This window comes from Belnapia rosea (assembly GCF_900101615.1).
GTDB lineage: Bacteria > Pseudomonadota > Alphaproteobacteria > Acetobacterales > Acetobacteraceae > Belnapia > Belnapia rosea.
On the sequence record NZ_FMZX01000017.1, the window covers coordinates 48,209 to 66,117 of the forward strand.

At 72.1% G+C, this 17,909-nt stretch carries 17 protein-coding genes; 6 read left to right on the forward strand and 11 right to left on the reverse strand.

The window, feature by feature from the left end; all coding sequences use genetic code 11:
• Positions 1 to 8: 8 nt before the first annotated feature.
• From BLR02_RS21305 to BLR02_RS21315, 3 genes are all read right to left on the reverse strand, one after another.
• Positions 9 to 977: an SDR family NAD(P)-dependent oxidoreductase gene (locus BLR02_RS21305; RefSeq protein WP_090664581.1), complete on the reverse strand. Its 969-nt coding sequence runs from the start codon at positions 975 to 977 to the stop codon at positions 9 to 11.
• Positions 978 to 1,071: 94 nt separating this feature from the next.
• Complete coding sequence (locus tag BLR02_RS21310; RefSeq protein WP_143018228.1) at positions 1,072 to 2,310, reverse strand: hypothetical protein; 1,239 nt, start codon at positions 2,308 to 2,310, stop codon at positions 1,072 to 1,074.
• A gap of 101 nt (positions 2,311 to 2,411) precedes the next feature.
• A complete protein-coding gene (locus tag BLR02_RS21315; RefSeq protein WP_090664583.1) occupies positions 2,412 to 3,125 on the reverse strand; it encodes a DUF2243 domain-containing protein in 714 nt (237 codons plus the stop codon).
• Between the two features lie 128 nt (positions 3,126 to 3,253).
• Between BLR02_RS21315 and BLR02_RS21320 the strand changes: the two genes are divergently transcribed.
• On the forward strand, positions 3,254 to 4,423 hold the full coding sequence (locus BLR02_RS21320) for a fumarylacetoacetate hydrolase family protein (protein ID WP_456303773.1): 1,170 nt from the start codon (positions 3,254 to 3,256) through the stop codon (positions 4,421 to 4,423).
• Positions 4,420 to 5,175, forward strand: a complete 756-nt coding sequence (locus tag BLR02_RS21325; RefSeq protein WP_090569793.1) for an alpha/beta hydrolase — start codon at positions 4,420 to 4,422, stop codon at positions 5,173 to 5,175. Before BLR02_RS21320 ends, BLR02_RS21325 begins: the two co-directional genes overlap by 4 nt.
• A gap of 48 nt (positions 5,176 to 5,223) precedes the next feature.
• Here the strand turns inward: BLR02_RS21325 and hmpA are convergent, their stop codons facing one another.
• A complete protein-coding gene (hmpA, locus tag BLR02_RS21330) occupies positions 5,224 to 6,438 on the reverse strand; it encodes an NO-inducible flavohemoprotein (RefSeq protein ID WP_090664584.1) in 1,215 nt (404 codons plus the stop codon).
• 76 nt (positions 6,439 to 6,514) lie between these two features.
• Here hmpA and BLR02_RS21335 point away from each other — a divergent pair, with 76 nt between their 5' ends.
• Both BLR02_RS21335 and BLR02_RS21340 read left to right on the forward strand, forming a co-directional pair.
• A complete protein-coding gene (locus tag BLR02_RS21335; RefSeq protein WP_090569787.1) occupies positions 6,515 to 7,003 on the forward strand; it encodes an RrF2 family transcriptional regulator in 489 nt (162 codons plus the stop codon).
• A gap of 35 nt (positions 7,004 to 7,038) precedes the next feature.
• Complete coding sequence (locus BLR02_RS21340; protein ID WP_218128019.1) at positions 7,039 to 8,187, forward strand: HPP family protein; 1,149 nt, start codon at positions 7,039 to 7,041, stop codon at positions 8,185 to 8,187.
• On the opposite strand, the gene BLR02_RS21345 is transcribed toward BLR02_RS21340, so the two are convergent.
• Positions 8,184 to 9,062 carry an SDR family oxidoreductase gene (locus tag BLR02_RS21345; RefSeq protein ID WP_456303801.1) on the reverse strand — a complete coding sequence of 293 codons (879 nt, stop codon included), beginning with the start codon at positions 9,060 to 9,062 and terminating at the stop codon, positions 8,184 to 8,186. The genes BLR02_RS21340 and BLR02_RS21345 overlap by 4 nt on opposite strands.
• 36 nt (positions 9,063 to 9,098) lie before the next feature.
• On the opposite strand from BLR02_RS21345, the gene BLR02_RS21350 reads away from it, so the two are divergent.
• A complete protein-coding gene (locus BLR02_RS21350) occupies positions 9,099 to 9,935 on the forward strand; it encodes a tetratricopeptide repeat protein (RefSeq protein ID WP_245704889.1) in 837 nt (278 codons plus the stop codon).
• Positions 9,936 to 9,971: 36 nt separating this feature from the next.
• Here BLR02_RS21350 and BLR02_RS21355 read toward each other — a convergent pair whose 3' ends face one another.
• On the reverse strand, positions 9,972 to 11,057 hold the full coding sequence (locus tag BLR02_RS21355; RefSeq protein WP_090664586.1) for a Zn-dependent alcohol dehydrogenase: 1,086 nt from the start codon (positions 11,055 to 11,057) through the stop codon (positions 9,972 to 9,974).
• Positions 11,058 to 11,129: 72 nt separating this feature from the next.
• On the opposite strand from BLR02_RS21355, the gene BLR02_RS21360 reads away from it, so the two are divergent.
• On the forward strand, positions 11,130 to 11,918 hold the full coding sequence (locus BLR02_RS21360) for an enoyl-CoA hydratase (RefSeq protein WP_090664587.1): 789 nt from the start codon (positions 11,130 to 11,132) through the stop codon (positions 11,916 to 11,918).
• Between the two features lie 179 nt (positions 11,919 to 12,097).
• Here the strand turns inward: BLR02_RS21360 and BLR02_RS21365 are convergent, their stop codons facing one another.
• The 5 genes from BLR02_RS21365 to BLR02_RS21385 form a co-directional block, all read right to left on the reverse strand.
• Positions 12,098 to 12,466, reverse strand: a complete 369-nt coding sequence (locus tag BLR02_RS21365; RefSeq protein ID WP_090664588.1) for a YybH family protein — start codon at positions 12,464 to 12,466, stop codon at positions 12,098 to 12,100.
• Between the two features lie 72 nt (positions 12,467 to 12,538).
• Positions 12,539 to 14,125 carry a phosphoglycerate dehydrogenase gene (gene serA, locus BLR02_RS21370; RefSeq protein WP_090664589.1) on the reverse strand — a complete coding sequence of 529 codons (1,587 nt, stop codon included), beginning with the start codon at positions 14,123 to 14,125 and terminating at the stop codon, positions 12,539 to 12,541.
• The gene (locus tag BLR02_RS21375; RefSeq protein WP_090664590.1) at positions 14,125 to 15,303 is read right to left on the reverse strand and encodes a phosphoserine transaminase; all 1,179 of its coding nucleotides are present in this window, start codon (positions 15,301 to 15,303) and stop codon (positions 14,125 to 14,127) included. The genes serA and BLR02_RS21375 overlap by 1 nt, the downstream gene beginning before the upstream one ends.
• A gap of 66 nt (positions 15,304 to 15,369) precedes the next feature.
• Positions 15,370 to 16,155: a DUF1217 domain-containing protein gene (locus tag BLR02_RS21380; RefSeq protein ID WP_090664591.1), complete on the reverse strand. Its 786-nt coding sequence runs from the start codon at positions 16,153 to 16,155 to the stop codon at positions 15,370 to 15,372.
• A 47-nt stretch (positions 16,156 to 16,202) separates the two neighbouring features.
• Complete coding sequence (locus BLR02_RS21385) at positions 16,203 to 17,837, reverse strand: alpha-D-glucose phosphate-specific phosphoglucomutase (protein WP_090664592.1); 1,635 nt, start codon at positions 17,835 to 17,837, stop codon at positions 16,203 to 16,205.
• Positions 17,838 to 17,909: the final 72 nt, after the last annotated feature.

Here is a 17,909-nt window from a genome sequence, read left to right on the forward strand (position 1 = left end):
GGCGCCCGTCAGCGGCCCCGGAACCCGCCCTCCACGGTCGGCGGCGCGGGGCTGGGGGCGTGGAGGTTGCCGGGCCCGTCGGGGGCCGGCGGCGCGTCCTCCATCTGCAGGCGATGGATGACGCTGCCCGCGATGCGCGTGGTCAGGCCCGGCGCGAGCCGGGAGCCGAGCACGGCGGCCGCGGCCTTCGGGCCCACCGGGAATTTGCCGGAGGGCGCGTTGACCGAGGCCCAGACCACGGCCTCCGCCACGTCGCGCGCGCCGTCCATCCAGGGGCCGCGCGGCTCGCGCCCGGCATAGGAGGCGGCATTGGCCCAGAAGGGCGTGTCCACGGCCCAGGGCAGGATCGTCACGACCCGCAGGCGGTCGAGGCCGCCGAGGCGCAGCTCCTGCCGGAGCGCCCCGTCGAGGCCGATGATCGCGTGCTTCGTCGCGGCGTAGGAGGCGTGGTAGGCCAGCGGCACGCGCCCCTCCACCGAGGCCATGTTCACCAGCGTGCCGTGGCCCTGCGCACGGAAGAGGCGCAGCGCGGCATGGCTGCCGAAGATGACGCCGTTGAGGTTCACCGCCACCGTCCGCGCATGGTCGGCGACCGGGATCTCCTCGAAGCGGCCGATGGGCGCGACGCCGGCATTGTTGACCCAGACATCCACCCGCCCGAAGCGCCGCTCGGCGGTCTCGGCCAGGGCCTCGACCGCCTCGGGGCGGCTGACATCGGTGGGCACGACCAGCGCCTCGCCGCCGGCGGCGCGGATCGTCGCCGCGACCCCCTCCAGCGCCTCGGCGCGGCGGGCGGCGAGGACGACCCTGGCGCCGAGGGAGCCGGCCCGCTCCGCCACGCCCCGGCCGATGCCGGAGGAGGCGCCAGTGACCACCCAGGTGCGGCCGGCGATGGCGGCGCGGTCCGATTCATGGACGACCGGCATCGCGCAAGCGGCCGGGAGCAGCAGCAGGATCGCCAGGAGGATGCGTGGCATGGGGATCCTGCGCCAAGGGACAAAGGGAACATGGGGTGAGGAGCGAGCCCGCCGGAAACGGCGGGGCCGGCCCTCCGTTCCGCGCGGCCCGGTGTCAGCGCAGCGCCAGGCCCGTCGCCGGCGCAATGCGCGCCCTGGCCTCCCGCAGCCGGTCGAGGCGGGTGTCGGTCGCGGCCAGCTCGCGGTCGAGGGCGGCGTAGAAGCGGCGCTCGAATTCCGCCATCTCCGGGGGGAGTGCGCGGCGTTCCTCGCGCAGCCGGTGCAGGCGGGCGGCATACCAGCGGAGGTTGGGCTCCAGCGCATGGTCGCGCGGCGTCGCCAGGATGGCGGCGAGCCAGCCCCGGTAGGGGCCGATGGTCGGCTCGTCGTAGAAGATGAGGCCGAGCTCGGTCTCATAGACCTCGTTCGCCGCCCAGGCCGGGGCCGAGAGGGCGATGATGCCGGGGCGGACGGGCAGCTGGGCGAAGTCGAGCACGGCGCGGCGGGCGGCCGGGTCGGCGAAGGCGGCCTCCGGGTCGAGCAGGGCCGGGTTGTTGCCGCGGCGCATGAGGTTGACGAACTCGTTCTTCGGCACCGGGAAGTCGAGGATGGCGAGCGGCAGCGGCATGTTGGTCGGCCAGGGTTGCCAGAAGCCGGCGGCAGCGAGCGCGTTATGCGCGAGATGGATGCAGTTGTCCTGGAAGATGGACCAGCGGAAGTCGCGCGCGCCGCCGCGGTAGGGCGCGTTCTCGGCATTGAGGAAGCGGATCATCGCCAGCATCTGCGGCCGCGTCACCGGCACCCGGGCGCAGTAGCGGCCGCGGCCGAGGCCGATGGCATAGTCGGTGGCGATGGAGATCTCGTAGCGCGCGGCCTCCGGGTCGAGGCCGGCGGGGGCCTTGTCCAGCGCCTCGGGATGGAAGGCGATGGTGTTGTAGAGGCCGAGGCGGCGGGCCTCGGCCTGGACCTCGGCGTAGCGGGCGCGGTTAAGGGTCTCGCCGGGGCGGAGGCCGCCCTCGAAGAAGAAGTCGCGGCCCGGGACCGCCACCCATTTGGCGTTGCGGAAATGGGCATTCATCGAGAGGCCGACGCCCTCCTCCGGCCCGGCGCCGGGGGCGTCGCAGGGGATGAGCGTGCCGTCCGGGCCGCGGCAGGCGCCGTTGAGGTAGAGCACGGCATGGCCGCCGATATCACCGCGGATCTCGGCGCCGAAACCGGGGCGCTTCCGTATCTGGGAGAGGGCGCAGAACTCGGCATAGAGGGGGAAGGCAGCGGCATAGCCGGGCTCGGGATCGGCGATGCCGGGGCGGCTGAAATCCACTGCGCCGCAGCCGGCCAGCCAGAGCGCGGCCATCGCGGCGATCCATCGCCGCAGGCACACCATCATCGACACATCGCCCCATGGTTGTGGGGGATGGAACGCTGGCGGGTCGTTCGGGTTGCGGCCCGGCCCGTTTACAGCCGCGTCAGGCAGAGGCCGGGCAGCGCGGGCAGCGGGGCCGGATGGGCACCGAGGGCCAGCGCCGTGCGGCGGAATCCGGCGGGGTCGGGGGTGGCGAAGACCCAGACGTCCCCCGCGGCATCGGCGCCGGCGAGTTGCGCCGTGGCGGCGAGGCGGAGCGCCGCCTCGGGGCCCGGCAGGGCAAGGGCGACGAAGCTCGGGCCACGGGCCGGCAGGGCGGCGCCGAGGCCGGCGGAGAGCGCCAGCAGGGCGAGCGAGCCGGGGGGCAGGCGCGGGCCCCGCTCGCGCCACAGCAGGCCGAGGCCGATGGCGGCGAGGCCGAGGGCGAAGAAGGCGAGGTCGTAGAGCAGCGGCTGGTCGACACCCTCGCGGATGCGGTGCAGGCCGAGCGCCCAGTGGTTCACCACGGCGTCCAGCACATGCCAGGCGCCGAAGCCGATGGCGAAGGCGGCCGCGAAGCGGCGGCCCGTGGCGGCGGATGGCAGCGGCCAGAGCAGGGCAAGGCCGAGGGCGAGGACCAGGTAGTGGATGGCATGGAACACGCCGTCCCAGGCCATGTGCCAGCGTTCCAGCACCAGGGTCTGGCCAGGATACCAGCCGCTCAGCAGATGGTGCCACTGCAGCAGCTGGTGCAGCAGGATGCCGTCGAAGAAGCCGCCGAAGGCGAAGCCCATGAGCCCGCCGGACCAGCCGATGCGTCCCCTCATGATCCCCTCCCCTCGCCTGCCGAAGGGGCAATGCGGCGGCGGGGCGGGGGTTCCGGCCCGTTGCGCGGGCGGGGCTTCGCGCCGGCCGCGGGGCCGTTACAATGGGTGCCCAACGGGAGAGGACACGGATGATGCGCCTGGACAGCACGGCCCTGCCGCAGGACTGGCCGGATGGGGCCTATGCAGCCCGGATCATGGGCGCCGAGGGGCCTTCGGCCATTGCCCTCCTCAATGGCGCCGCCTTCGACATGACGCCGGCCTTCGGCACGGTCAGTGCCTGGCTGAACGAGGCGGAGCCGGTGGCGGCGATCCGCAACCGCGGCGTGCCGGTGCCGCTCGACCTGCCGGCGGTGCTCGCCAACAGCGCCCATGCGGGGCGGGACGCGGCGAAGCCCTGGCTGCTGGCGCCCATCGACCTGCAGGCGGTGAAGGCCTGCGGCGTCACCTATGTGCGCTCCATGCTGGAGCGGGTGATCGAGGAGCGTTGCCGCGGCGATGCCAGCCAGGCCGAGGCGGTGCGCGCCGAGGTGCGGCAGATCATCGGCGACGACCTCGCCACGCTGCGGCCGGGCAGCCCGGAGGCGCGCGCGGTGAAGGCGGCGCTGATGGAGAAGGGCTGGTGGAGCCAGTACCTGGAGGTCGGCATCGGGCCGGATGCGGAGATCTTCACCAAGTGCCAGCCCCTTGCCTCGGTCGGCATCGGGGCCAAGGTCGGCGTGCATCCAACCAGCGAGTGGAGCAACCCGGAGCCGGAGGTGGTGCTGGCCGTCAACGCGCGCGGCGCCATCCTCGGCGCCATGCTCGGCAACGACGTGAACCTGCGCGACGTCGAGGGGCGTTCCGCGCTGCTGCTTGGCCGGGCCAAGGACAACAACGCGGCCTGCGCGCTCGGGCCGCTGCTGCGGCTCTTCGATGGCGGCTTCACCCTCGAGGATGTGCGGCGGGCGGAGATCGCGCTGACGATCGAGGGGCGGGACGGGTTCCGGCTGGAGGAGACGGGCGCGGTGGGCTCGATCAGCCGCGACCCGACGGAGGTGGTGGATCAGCTCATCGGGCCGCATCACCAGTATCCGGACGGGGCGGTGCTGTTCCTCGGCACGCCCTTCTCGCCGAGCAAGGATCGCGGGGCGGCGGGCCAGGGCTTCACCCACCACCCGGGCGACGTGGTGCGGATCGCCTCGCCCCGGCTCGGCGCGCTGGTGAACGAGGTGGACCGGACGGATGCCTGCCCGCCCTGGACCTTCGGCACCGGGGCGCTGATGGCCAACCTCGCCCGGCGCGGGTTGCCGCGGGCATGAGGGAGGAGAGCGGGCGGCTCGACCGCGGCGACGGGGTGGAGCTTGCCTGGCGGCGGATGGCCGGCCAGGCGCCGGGGCCGGGCGTGGTCTTCCTCGGCGGCTTCCGCAGCGACATGACGGGGACGAAGGCGGAGGATCTTGCCGCCTTCTGCGCCAAGGCGGGGCGGGGCTTCCTGCGCTTCGACTATAGCGGCCACGGCGCGAGCGGCGGCGAGTTCGAGGCCGGCAGCATCGGCCGCTGGGCGGCAGATGCGGAGGCGGTGATCGGGGCGCTGACCGAGGGGCCGCAGGTGCTGGTCGGCTCCTCCATGGGGGGCTGGATCAGCCTGCTGCTGGCGCGGCGGCAGCCGGAGCGGGTGGCGGCGCTGGTCGGCATCGCGGCGGCGCCGGACTTCACGCTGCGGATCGAGGCGACGCTGCCGCCCGATGCGCAGGAGAGCCTGGAGCGCGAGGGCGTCTGGCACCGGCCGAGCGCCTATGGCGACCCCTACCCCATCACCCGGGACCTGCTGGAGGATGGGCGGCGGAACCTGGTGCTCGACGGGCCGCTCGCCCTCGAGATGCCGGTGCGGCTGCTGCAGGGCCAGCAGGACCCGGATGTGCCCTGGGAGACGGCGCTCGACATCGCGGAGGCGCTGACGGGCGTCGATGTGCAGGTGCTGCTGGTGAAGGATGGCGACCACCGGCTGTCGCGGCCGCAGGACCTGCAGCTGCTGCGGCGGGTGGTGGGGGATCTGCTGCCCGCGGAGTAGCCGGCCGGACGCGCTCCGCGGGCAGCACGGGCCCGCGGAGCGGCTTTCTCAGGCGGCCAGCAGCTCGTCCGCCGGGCCGAAGAACTCATAATGGATCCGCGCCGCCGGGACGCCGAGCGTGACCAGCCCGCCGGCGAAGGCGTGCAGGAATTCGCGCGGCCCGCACAGGTAGTACTCCGCCTCCCCGACCGGGGTCTGGGTACGCAGCCAGTCCAGGGTGATCCGGCCGGCCTGGTCGTAATCCCGCCCCGGCCGGTCCTCCGGTCGCGGGCATTCGTAGAAGGTGGTCACCGCGATCCGGCCGGCGGCGGCGGCGGCCAGGGCGCGGGCCTCGGCGCCCAGCGCATGGGTCTCGCCGGAGAGCGTGCCGTGGACGAACTGCACCGGCGCCGAGGAGGGCATCGCCGCAACCTCCCGCAGCATGCTCATCAGCGGGGTCTGGCCGACGCCGCCGCTGAGCAGCACGACCGGTCGCTCCGGCCGGCCCGGCAGGAAAAACTCACCGGCAGGTGCCGCGACCTTCAGCCGGGCGCCGGGCTGCACCGCGTCATGCAGCCAGTTGGAGGCGACGCCCATCGGCTCCCGCTTGACCGTGATGCGGTAATGCGTGTCGCCTGGGGCGGAGGAGATGCTGTAATTCCGCTTCAGCGGTGGGCGGCCGGGAATCTCCAGCCAGAAGGTCAGGTACTGGCCGGGCCGGTGCCGCAGCACCGCGCCACCATCCGCCGGGACGAGGATGAAGGAGGTGATGATCTCGCTGTCCTGCGTCTTCGCCTGGACGGTGAAGTCGCGCCAGCCCTTCCAGCCGCCTGGCGCCCTGGCGTGCTCCTCATAGATCTGCGTCTCGCGGCCGATCAGCAGATCGGCCAGGAACCAATAGGCCTCGCCCCAGGCGGCCAGGATCTCCGGCGTCGCCGCCTCGCCCAGCACGTCCTGGATCGCGCCCAGCAGGGCTTCCGCCACGAAGGGGTAGTGTTCGGCCAGGATGTTCAGCCCGACATGCTTCTGGGCGATCCGCTCCACCGCGGCGGTGAGCACGCCGAGATTGTCGATGTTCCGCGCATAGGCCAGCACCGCGACGGCAAGCGCCTTGGGCTGGGACCCCGTCTCCCCGTGATGGGACTGGTTGAACAGGTCCCGGATGGCCTCGTTCTGGAACATCCGCTCATACATGCGGCGGGTGATGGTCAGGCCATGGGCTTCGAGGGCGGGGACGGTGGCCTTCACCAGGGAGATGGTCTGCGGGCTGAGCGAACGGGGCATGCTGGCCTCTAAGGTGTATTCTTCGTATACCTTATGCTGCCCTGGGCAGAAGGTGTAAAGCTGCTATATCTTCGGGATGAGGCTCACGCTCTACACGGATTACGCGCTGCGGACGCTGGTCTATCTCGGCCTGCGATCCGACCGGCGCGTCTCCATCCGGGATGTGGCCACGGCGAACCGCATCTCGGAGAACCATCTGGTGAAGGTGGTGCATCAGCTCGGCCGCGGCGGCTTCATCGAGACCACCCGGGGCAAGGGCGGCGGCCTGCGCCTGGCCCGCGCGCCGGAGACGATCCGCATCGGCGATGTCGTCCGCTTCACCGAGGAGGACATGGCCCTGGTCGCCTGCTTCCAGGGCGCGGAGGGCGGCGGCTGCGTCCTGGCCAATGCCTGCCGGCTGCAATCGCTGCTGGGGGAGGCGCTGGGCGCCTTCCTCGCTGTGCTCGACCGCCATACGCTGGCCGACCTGCTGGCCCAGCCGAACCGGGAGTCCATGGCGGAGCGGCTCGGCCTGGCGGGAGCGGCGCCTCAGGAATTGGCAGCAGGCGGAGCCGCCACTGCATGAGGCAAACCTGGTTGCGTGCCTTCCTGCCGGCCGCGATGAGCGCCAGCAGGACCGAGCGGCTGCTCGGCTGCTGCGGTGCCCTGGTCGGCGTCCTCGTCACGGGCTTCCTTTGCACCTGGCTGGCGGGCCCGGCGGCGAGCACGCCGATGCTGATCGCGCCACTCGGTGCCTCCGCAGTCCTGCTCTTCGCCGTGCCGGGCAGCCCGCTCGCGCAGCCCTGGTCGATCATCGGTGGCAATACCGTCTCCGCCCTGGTCGGGGTGACCTGCGCGCAGTGGATCGGGGACCCGCTGCTGGCCGCGCCGCTGGCCGCGGCGCTGGCGATCGGCGCGATGTTCGCCCTGCGCTGCCTGCATCCGCCCGGCGGGGCGATCGCGCTGACGGCGGTGCTCGGCGGGCCGGCGGTGACGGCGGCGAAATACGGCTTCGTGCTCTCGCCGGTCGCGCTGAACTCGGCGGTGCTGATGCTGGCCGCGATCGCCTTCAACAACGCGACCCGCCGCCCCTACCCGCATGCCCAGCAGGTGTCCCGCAGCAATCCGCACGAGACGGCCGACCGCAACCCGACCGAGCGCCTCGGCATCCGGACGGAGGATCTCGATGCCGTCATGCGCGACTACCACGCCGTGCTCGATGTCAGCCGCGATGATCTGGACGAGCTGGTGCAGAAGGCGGAGATGCACGCCTATCGGCGGCGCTTCGGGGAGATCACCTGCGCCGATGTCATGTCGCGCGACGTGGTCGCGGTGCAGTTCGGCACGCCGCTGGCGGAGGCCTGGCGGCTGCTGCGCCGGCACGACATCCGGGCGCTGCCGGTGCTCGATCCCGCCCGGCGGGTGATCGGCATGGTCTCGGACGTGGATTTCATGCGGAACGCGGAGCTCGACCATTTCGAGGGGCTCGGCGCGCGCTTCCGGCAATCGATCCGCCGGCTGACGACGGTGCATGCCGAACGGCCGGAGGTGGTCGGGCAGATCATGCCACGCACGATCCGCACCGTGGCCGAGACCACCCATGTGGCGGAGCTGGTGCCGCTGATGGCCGATGCGGGGTTCCGCCACGTGCCGGTCGTGGACGGCCATCGGCGGCTGTCCGGCATCATCTCCCAGTCGGACCTGATTGCGGCCCTCTACCGGGGCGGCCTCAATTCGGAGGAGGCCGGGGAGCAGCGCAAGGCGGCTTAGGCCCCTCCTGCGAGGATCGCCGCCAGCCCCTCCCGGTAGGTCGGATACCGCCAGGCGATCCCCAGCGCCGCCTTGGTCCGCGCGTTCGACACCCGCCGGTTCTCCGCCCAGAAGCTGCGGCCCATCGGCGACATGGTGGCGGCGGCCTGCTCATAGGGCACCGCCGGCGGGGGTGGCAGGCCGAGCAGGCGGGCGGCCTCCTCGACCACCAGGGCGCTCTCGGCGGGTTCGTCATCCACCAAGTGGAGGATGCGCAGCCCCGGCGGCGGGCCCTGGCGCAGGGCGGCGGCGACGGCGAGGGCGATGTCGTCGCGGTGGATGCGGCTGAAGGCGTGGCCGGGCTTCAGCCTGCGGTGGGCGGTGCCCTCGCGCATCTCCTCGATGGCGCTGCGGCCGGGGCCGTAGATGCCGCCCACCCGGAAGATGTCGAGCGCCCGCCCCGGCCCGGCGAGCGCCCGCCACGCCTCCTCCGCCTCCAGGCGGCGGCGGCTGCGCTCCTGGCCGGGCGCGGGCGGCGTCGCCTCGTCCACCCAGGCGCCGCCGCGGTCGCCATAGACGCCGGTGGTGGAGAGGTAGCCGATCCAGCGCAGCGCCGGGGCCGCGGCCAGGGCCGGGCCATGGGCGGCGAGCATCGGATCTCCCGCCTCCCCCGGCGCCGCAGTGACGAGGAGGTGGGTGACGCCGCCGAGCGCATGCCCGGCCTCGGCGAAGGCGATGACCTCCGCGCCCGCGGGCGGGGCGGCGCGGGACGGGTCCCGCGCGGTGCCGGTGACGCGGAAGCCGAGCGCCGCGGCCTCCCGCGCCACGGCGCTGCCGCTGTAGCCGAGGCCGGCGATCAAGAGATGGGGGGGCGTCGGGTCGGTCATGCGGCTCATCTGGCGTGGGTGGGGCCGGAGGGCTAGACTGGGCGTGTGAAGTCTGCCCGTCCCGTCCTGCTCGGCGTGTTCGCCGCCGCCCTGCTCGCCATGGCCGGCGGGGTTGGCTGGGTGGCGCTGCGGGCGCCGGCCGAGGCCGAGGCGGCGAGCGACAGCCTTCCCTTGCCGCCCGATGTGCCGCGCCTGGCGGAGGGTCCGGAATACGACCGCTGCCTTGGCCTCATCCGCACCGATCCCGTGGAGGCGCGCAGCTTCGCCGAGGCCTGGGAGACGGGTGGCGGCGGTGGCGAGGGCGCGCGGCATTGCGGCGCGCTGGCCCTGCTGGCGGCGGGCGAGGCGGAGCGGGCGGCGGAGCGGCTGGAAGGCCTCGCCCGCGCCAGCCGGGGCAGCGCGGCGACGCGGGCCTCGATCTTCGCCCAGGCCGGGCAGGCCTGGATGATGGCGGGCGAGGTGGGCCGGGCCTATGGCGCCGCGACCATGGGGCTGACGCTGACGCCCGACGATACCGACCTGATGCTGGACCGGGCCGTGGCGCTCGGCACGCTCGGCCGCTACGCGGATTCAATGGACGACCTGAACCGGATCGTGGCGCTCGACCCGAACCGGGCGGAGGCCTGGGTGTTCCGCGCCGCGGCGAACCGGCACCTCGATAAGGCCGATCAGGCGGCGGAGGATGTCGGCCGGGCGCTGACGCTGGCGCCGGACAATGCCGAGGCGCTGCTGGAGCGGGGGATCATCCGCCAGCTCCGGGGCGATGGCGCGGGCGCGAAGCAGGATTGGGAGCGGGCCATCACCCTCGCCCCGGACAGCGCGACGGCCGACCTCGCGCAGCAGAACCTGGCGCTGAACGAGGCCGGGCCGCAGCGGCGGTAGGCCAGGCCGCCCGGCGCCCCGGCCCCCCCTATCGCCTCAGGAGAAGGCGACGAGCTGGCGCACCGCCTCGCCGGATTTCAGCCGGGCGAAGCCGGTGTTGATCTCCGACAGCGGCAGGGTGCCGGTGATCAGGTGGTCGAGATGCAGCTTTCCCTGCTGCCAGAGCGCCAGCAGGCGCGGCATGTCCACCCGGAAATGGTTGGAGCCCATCGACGAGCCCTGGATCTTCCGCTCGCGCAGGAAGTCGAAGCCATGCAGCTCGATCTTCACGCCGAAGGGCACCATGCCGATGATCGTCGCCGTGCCGCCGGGGCGGAGCATGCTGAAGCTCTGCTCCGCCGTGGCCTTGAGGCCAAGCGCCTCGAAGCTGTAGTGGACGCCGCCGCCGGTCAGCTCCCGCACCTGCTGCACCGGATCGTCATTCCCGACGAGGATGGTGTCCGTCGCGCCCATGATGCGGGCGAGGTCGAGCTTCGATTGCAGCCGGTCGATGGCGATGATGCGCGAGGCGCCGGCCAGCGCCGCGCCGTTCACCGCCGAGAGGCCGACGCCGCCGCAACCGATGACGGCGACGGTGGAGCCGGCCTCGATGCGGGCGGTGTTGATGACGGCGCCGACGCCGGTGATGACGCCGCAGCCGACCAGCGTCGCGCGGTCGAGCGGGATGTCCCGGTCGATCTTCACCAGCGCATTCTCGTGGACGACCATCTGCTCGGCGAAGGCGGAGAGGTTGAGGAACTGGTTCATCACCTCCCCGCCCTTCCAGGACAGGCGGCGCGATTGGCCGGGCACCATCTTCACCTCGGTGTTCTCGCAGAGCACCGTGTGGCCGGTGGTGCATTGCGAGCAGGCGCCGCAGAACACCGAGAGGCAGCCGATGACGTGGTCGCCGGGCTTGAGGTAGGTGACGTCGGAGCCGACGGCCTCGACCACGCCCGCCACCTCATGGCCGGGGACGGTCGGCAGCGGATGGGGGTAGAGGCCCTCGATGAAATGCAGGTCGGAGTGGCAGAGGCCGGCATAGGCGGTGCGCACCAGCACCTCCCGCGCCTTGGGTTTCTGCAGCGTGACCTCCTCAATGGTCAGCGGCTGGTTCACCTCGTGCAGGACCGCGGCTTTCATGGGGTCTCTCCCTCTTGGACCCCTGGACGATACCACCTAGGCTCCCCGGCACCAGAGCGGGAGGAACGCCGAATGGAGCTGTTGCAGGAGCGCGCCGATGGCGTGCTGTGGCTCACCATGAACCGGCCGGAGGTGCTGAACGCCCTCGGCAGCACCATGATGGGCGACCTTCTGGCGGCGCTGACCGCGGCTGCGACCGACCCCGAGATCGGCTGCGTGGTGCTGACGGGCGCCGGGCGCGGCTTCTCCGCCGGCGGCGACATGAAGGCACGGGCGACCGGCTCCCGCCCGCCGCCGGCGACGCCGGAAGCGGGTTCCGACGACCTGCGCAGCCGCATGGAATGCTCCCGCCTGCTGCATGAGATGCCGAAGCCCACCATCGCCATGGTCAATGGCGTGGCGGCGGGGGCCGGGATGTCCCTCGCCCTCGCCTGCGACATGCGGATCGCCGGCACCAGCGCGCGGATGACGACGGCCTTCGCCAATATGGGCTTCTCGGGCGATTTCGGCGGGCATTACTTCCTGGCCAAGCTTGTCGGGCCGGCCAGGGCGCGGGAGCTGTATTTCACCAGCGCCAAGCTGGATGCGGTGCAGATGGAGAAGCTTGGGCTGGTCAACCGGCTGGTGCCGGACGAGCATCTGCGGGCGGAGACGGAGGCGCTGGCGCGGCAGCTTGGCGGGGGGCCGCGCGTCGCCTGGCGCTACATGAAGCGCAACATGAAGGTGGCCGAGGAAGGCACGCTGACCGAGGCGCTGGATGCCGAGGCGATCGGCATGATGCGGACGCAGATGACCGAGGACCACAAGGAGGCGCTCAGGGCCTTCATGGAGAAGCGGCCGCCGCGGTTCCAGGGGAAGTAGGCGGCCCCTGCCGTCCCCGCCCTCCGGTCAGGTGGTGCGGCCGGACGGAGATATCGCCCCGGCTGGGCGAGGAGCTGCAGCGGGCCTCGGCGCCAGGTCGCGCCGAAGCCGCTGCAGCATCCTCGGCTGCCGGTGACCGGGCCTGACCGACAGCCCGCCCACTGGCGCCGCCGGACGGATCAGCCGTCCATGTTCCAGCAGTCGACGTCCCATTTCCAGGAACCGCCCTCCTGCTTCCAGAGGACGACGTATTTCAGGGGCACCGGCGGCGCGTCCGGGGCCGTGAAGATCTCGGCGCGGCCGACTTCCGCGGCACGGTCGCCAGTGACGGTCACCTCGAGCGAATGCAGCTTGGCCCTGGACACGCCGAGCGCGCTGACGGCGGAGCGCCAGTAGTCCTGGATGCCGGTGAGGCCGGTGATCGCCGGGACCCCGGGTGACAGCAGCCGGGCTTCCGCGGTGTAGACCTCGGCCAGGATGCCGAAGTCACGCCCGGCTATGGCCTGTTCGAAAAGAAGATTGGTCTTGCCGAATGCCTCGTTGGACATGTTTTGCCTCCTCCTGCCGGCGCAGCTTGCACCGGCAGGAGGGTAATATTCATCACGCCTGGGTGACGAAGCTCAGAACCGCAAGGCGGTCGCCTGCACCACCAGCGGCAGGGCGCGCACCTCGGCCAGGACCGGCTCCGGCAGGGGGCCGTCCAGCGAGACCAGGCAGATGGCATCGCCACCCTGGGCCGCGCGACCCAGATGGAAGGTGGCGATGTTGATGCCGGCATTCGCCAGCGCCATGCCGAAGCGGCCGATGAAGCCGGGCTTGTCCTGGTTGGTGACATAGAGCATGTCGGGCGCGAAATCCGCCTCGACCGGGATGCCCTTGATCTCGACCAGGCGCGGCCGCGCATCGCCGACCAGCGTGCCGGCGACGCTGCGGGTGCGTCCCTCCGTCACCACGGTGACGCGGAGCAGCGTCGCGTAGTCGCCGCGGCGCTCATGGACGGTCTCGGCGACCTCCATGCCGCGTTCCTTCGCCACCACCGGCGCGTTCACCATGTTGACCGCGCCCATCAGCGGGGTCAGCACGCCAGCGAGCGCGGCGGCGGTCAGCGGGCGGCGGTTGAGCTCCGCCACATGGCCCTCATACTCGACGCGGATGGAGCGGATGGCGTCGTCCTGCGCGGCCGTGAGCTGGCCGGCCATGGCGCCGAGCAGGCGGGCGAGCTCCATATAGGGCTTGAGGCGCGGGGCCTCCTCCGCCGTCACGCTCGGCATGTTGATGGCGTTGGAGACGGCGCCGGTCAGCAGGTAGTCGGCCATCTGGTCGGCGACCTGGAGGGCGACATTCTCCTGCGCCTCGGCGGTGGCGGCGCCGAGATGCGGGGTGCAGACGACGTTCTCGAGGGCGAAGAGCGGGCTGTCGGTGGCCGGCTCCGTCTCGAAGACATCGAGCGCGGCGCCGGCGACATGGCCGGATTGCAGCGCCTCGAACAGCGCCTGCTCATCGACCAGGCCGCCGCGGGCGCAGTTGACGATGCGCACGCCCCGCTTGAGCCGGGCGATGTTCTGGCGGCTCAGGATGTTGCGCGTCTGCTCGGTCAGCGGCGTGTGCAGGGTGACGAAGTCGGCGCGCTCGAGCAGCTCGTTCAGCTCGACCTTCTCGACGCCCAGCTCGACGGCGCGCTTCTCGGAGAGGAAGGGGTCGAAGGCCGCGACCTTCATCTTCAGCCCGACCGCGCGGTCGGCGACGATGGAGCCGATATTGCCGCAGCCGATCAGGCCGAGCGTCTTGCCGAAGAGCTCGACGCCCATGAAGCGGTTCTTCTCCCACTTCCCGGCCTTGGTCGATGCGCTCGCCTCCGGGATCTGCCGGGCGAGGGCGAACATCATCGCAATCGCATGCTCGGCGGTGGTGATGGCGTTGCCGTAAGGCGTGTTCATCACCACGACGCCGCGCGCGGTCGCACTGGTGACATCGACATTGTCGACGCCGATGCCGGCGCGGCCGACGACCTTGAGGTTGGGTGCGGCATCCAGCAGCTCGCGCGTCACCTTGGTCGCGCTGCGGATGGCGAGGCCGTCATAGGGCGCGATGATGGCGCGGAGCTCGGCGGGGGAGAGGCCGGGCCTGACGTCGACCTCCAGCCCACGCCGCCGGAAGATCTCGATGGCGGCGGGGGAGAGCTTGTCGGAGATGAGGACGCGGGGCATCAGGCGGCGGCCTTCTGCCGGTCGGCCTCGACCTGGGTGAAGGCCCAGTCGATCCAGGGAAGCAGGGCTTCGATGTCGCTGGTCTCGACCGTGGCGCCGCCCCAGATGCGGAGGCCCGGGGGCGCGTCGCGGTAATTGGCGGCGTCGAGGGCGACGCCTTCCTTCTCCAGCAGCGCGGCGAGGCTCTTCGCCACCTTGGCCTGGGCCTCGGCGCCGAGCGCGGTGAACCAGGGGGCGACGATCTTCAGGCAGATGGAGGTGCAGGAGCGCGTTGCCGGGACCTCGGCCAGGAAGTCCACCCAGGGGGTGCGCCCGACCCAGCCGGCGATGGCGGCGAGGTTGGCCTCGGAGCGGGCGATCAGGGCCGGAAGGCCACCGATCTGCTCGGCCCAGCGCAGGCCGTCCAGCGCATCCTCGACGGCGAGCATGGAGGGCGTGTTGATGGTCTCGCCCCGGAAGATGCCCTCGTTCAGCTTGCCGTCCTTGGTCATGCGGAAGATCTTCGGCATGGGCCAGGCGGGCTTGTGGGATTCCAGGCGTTCCACCGCGCGGGGGCTCAGGGCGAGCATGCCATGCGCCGCTTCGCCGCCGAGGACCTTCTGCCAGGACCAGGTGACGACATCGAGCCGGTCCCAGGGGAGGTCCATGGCGAAGGCGGCGCTGGTGGCGTCGCAGATGGCGAGGCCCTGGCGGTCAGCGGCGATCCAGTCGACATCGGAGAGGCGGACGCCGCTGGTGGTGCCGTTCCAGACGAAGACCACGTCACGGGCGGCATCGACCGAGGCGAGGTCGGGCAACTGGCCGTAGGGGGCGGCGATGACCCGGGCATCGGGCAGCTTCAGCTGCTTGACGACATCCGTGCCCCAATCCTTGGAGAAGCTCTCCCAGGCCAGCACATCGACGCCGCGGGGGCCGAGCAGGGACCAGAGCGCCATCTCCACCGCACCGGTATCGGAGGCGGGGACGATGCCGAGGCGCCAGCCCTCCGGCATGCCGAGGATGGCCTTGCTGCGGGTGATGACCTCGGCGAGGCGGGATTTGGGGCCGACGGCGCGGTGGCTGCGGCCGAGATAGGCGCCGGCGAGGGCGTCGAGGCTCCAGCCGGGGCGCTTGGCGCAGGGGCCGGACGAAAACTGGGGATTCGCCGGACGGAGTCCGGGCTTGGTGGCGCTTGCCATGATGCAGCTCCCTTCCAGAAGCGAATGCGCCCCGGTGGGGGGGCGTGGCCCACCGCAAGCCGTAGATCAGGCGAGGAGGGAGAGCAAGGGGCTGCCGCTGCCGCCGGACGTGGTGCCGGCAGCGGCGATGACATAGCGCTCGGCCAGCTTCTGCAGGGCGCGGCTGTCCTTGAGGTCGGCCATCTTCAGACGGCTGGTGATGGCGCGGGCCTGGGTCTCGACCGGCTGCACGACCATGGCGTCCGGCAGGCCGAGCGCGCCGGCGACGACGCGGCGCAGCACGGTATTGCCGAGAAGGTTGTAGACATTGGTCTCGCCCTTGGCGTTCTGCAGGAAGTAGAGCGCGTCGGAGATGCCGGGCGTCTGCGCGTCCAGCCCGGTGCGGTACTGGTATTCCACATAGCCGTCGGTCAGCTGCCGCTGCAGCGTCGGGTCCTTAAGGGCGGCGAGGCCCTTCGCGCGCAGGTTCAGCGTCCTGGCGGCGGTGCCGAAGCGGGGATCGAGGCTGGCTAGCAGGCCCTTGGTATCGCCTGGGTCGGCGAGCAGGGCCTTCTGCACCAGGCCAGGATAGGCAGCCTGGTCGGAGAGGCCGAGGGCGGGGAGGATCACCGCCAGCACCCGTGGGTCCTGCAAGGCGGATTTCACGTCCTTCGCCTTGGCGATGGCGGCCTGGAACTGCTTGATCGCGGTGAGGGTGACCGGGTCCCGCCGCTCCCGCGCCACGCCCTTCTCGGTGGCGCCCTTGGCCTGGGCGGCCTTCAGCGCGGCGAGGCCCGCGGCCGGGTCGCTGCTGGCGGCGCCGGCATCCAGCCCGCCGAGGAGGGCCGAGGCCAGGGTGGCGGAGAGCTGCATGGCGGCGCCATACTGCGCCGCCCGGGTTGCCGCGAGGTAAAGGCCCGTCAGGTGATGACGGAGGGGGCGGCGCGGCCGGTATGGCGCTCGATCCCGGCGATCTCCCGTGCCGCGGCGATCACCGGGGCCAGCACCTCCTGCACCGGCAGGTCGTGGCGCGCCGGGTCCGGCTCGAAGCGCTCGAGATAGACGCGGAGCGTGGCGCCCACCGTGCCGGTGCCGGAGAGGCGGAAGACGGCGCGGGCATCCTCGGCGAAGAGGATGCGGACGCCTTGCGCCGCGGTGACGGAGCCATCCACCGGGTCCGTATAGGCGAAGTCGTCGGCCTCCGAGACGGTGAGGCCGGCGAAGCTCTGGCCGGGCAGCGTGGCAAGGCGCTCGCGCAGCGCGGTCATCAGCCCCTGAGCGGCCGCGGCATCCACCTCCTCGTAGTCGTGGCGGGTGTAGTAGTCGCGGCCATGGGTCGTCCAATGCTCGCGGACGACGGCATCGGCCCGCTTGCCGGTGGCGGCGAGGATGTCGAGCCAGAGCAGCACGGCCCAGAGCCCGTCCTTCTCCCGCACATGGTCGGAGCCGGTGCCGGCGCTCTCCTCGCCGCAAAGGGTGATGCGGCCGGAATCGAGCAGGTTGCCGAAGAATTTCCACCCCGTCGGCGTCTCGTAGCAGGGGATGCCGAGATGCTTCGCCACGCGGTCCACCGCCCGGCTGGTCGGCATGGAGCGGGCGACGCCGGCCAGCCCCCGCGCATAGCCGGGCGCGTGACGGGCCTGGGCGGCGAGGATGGCGAGGCTGTCGCTCGGCGTGACGAAGAGGCCGGGGGCGACGATCATGTTGCGGTCGCCATCACCGTCCGAGGCGGCGCCGAAATCGGGCGCGTCGGCGCCCATCATCTCGGCCATCAGCGCCTCGGCATGGACCGGGTTGGGGTCCGGGTGGTGGCCGCCGAAATCGGGCAGCGGGGTCGCGTTCACCACCGTGCCGGCGGGGGCGCCGAGGCGGCGTTCCAGGATCTCCTGCGCATAGGGGCCGGTCACCGCGCTCAGCGCGTCGAAGCGCATGCGGAAGCCGCGGCGGAACAGGCCGGCGATGCGCGGGAAGTCGACCAGCGTCTCCATCAGCGCGGCGTAATTCTCGACCGGGTCGGCCACCATCACGACCATCGCCTCGACGCGGGTCTCGCCGATGGCGTCGAGGTCGAGGTCGGGCGTGTCGGTGACGCGGTATTCGTTGATGGCGGCGGCGCGGCGGTGGATGGCGCCCGTCACCTCCTCCGGCGCCGGGCCGCCATTCGCCATGTTGTACTTGATGCCGAAATCGCCATCCGGCCCGCCAGGATTGTGGCTGGCCGAGAGGATGATGCCGCCGATCGCGCCCGAGCTGCGGATGAGGGCGGAGGCGGCGGGGGTCGAGAGCAGGCCGCCGCGGCCGACCAGCAGCCGGCCGGCGCCATTGGCGGCGGCCATGCGGATGGCCGTCTGGATGGCCTCGCGGTTCAGGAAGCGGCCGTCGCCGCCGAGCACGAGGGTCGCGCCGCGCAGCCCTTCGCCCGCCGTGTCGAGGATCGCCTGGATGAAGTTCTCGAGGTAATGCGGCTGCTGGAAGACCGCGACCTTCTTGCGCAGGCCGGAGGTGCCGGGCTTCTGGTCGGCGAAGGGGCGGGTGGCGATGTGGCGGACGGTCATACGGGGTCTCCGGCAGGCGGGCGCATCATAGCCAAGGGTACAGGCTTGGCGATTCACGCCGGACGGAACGCC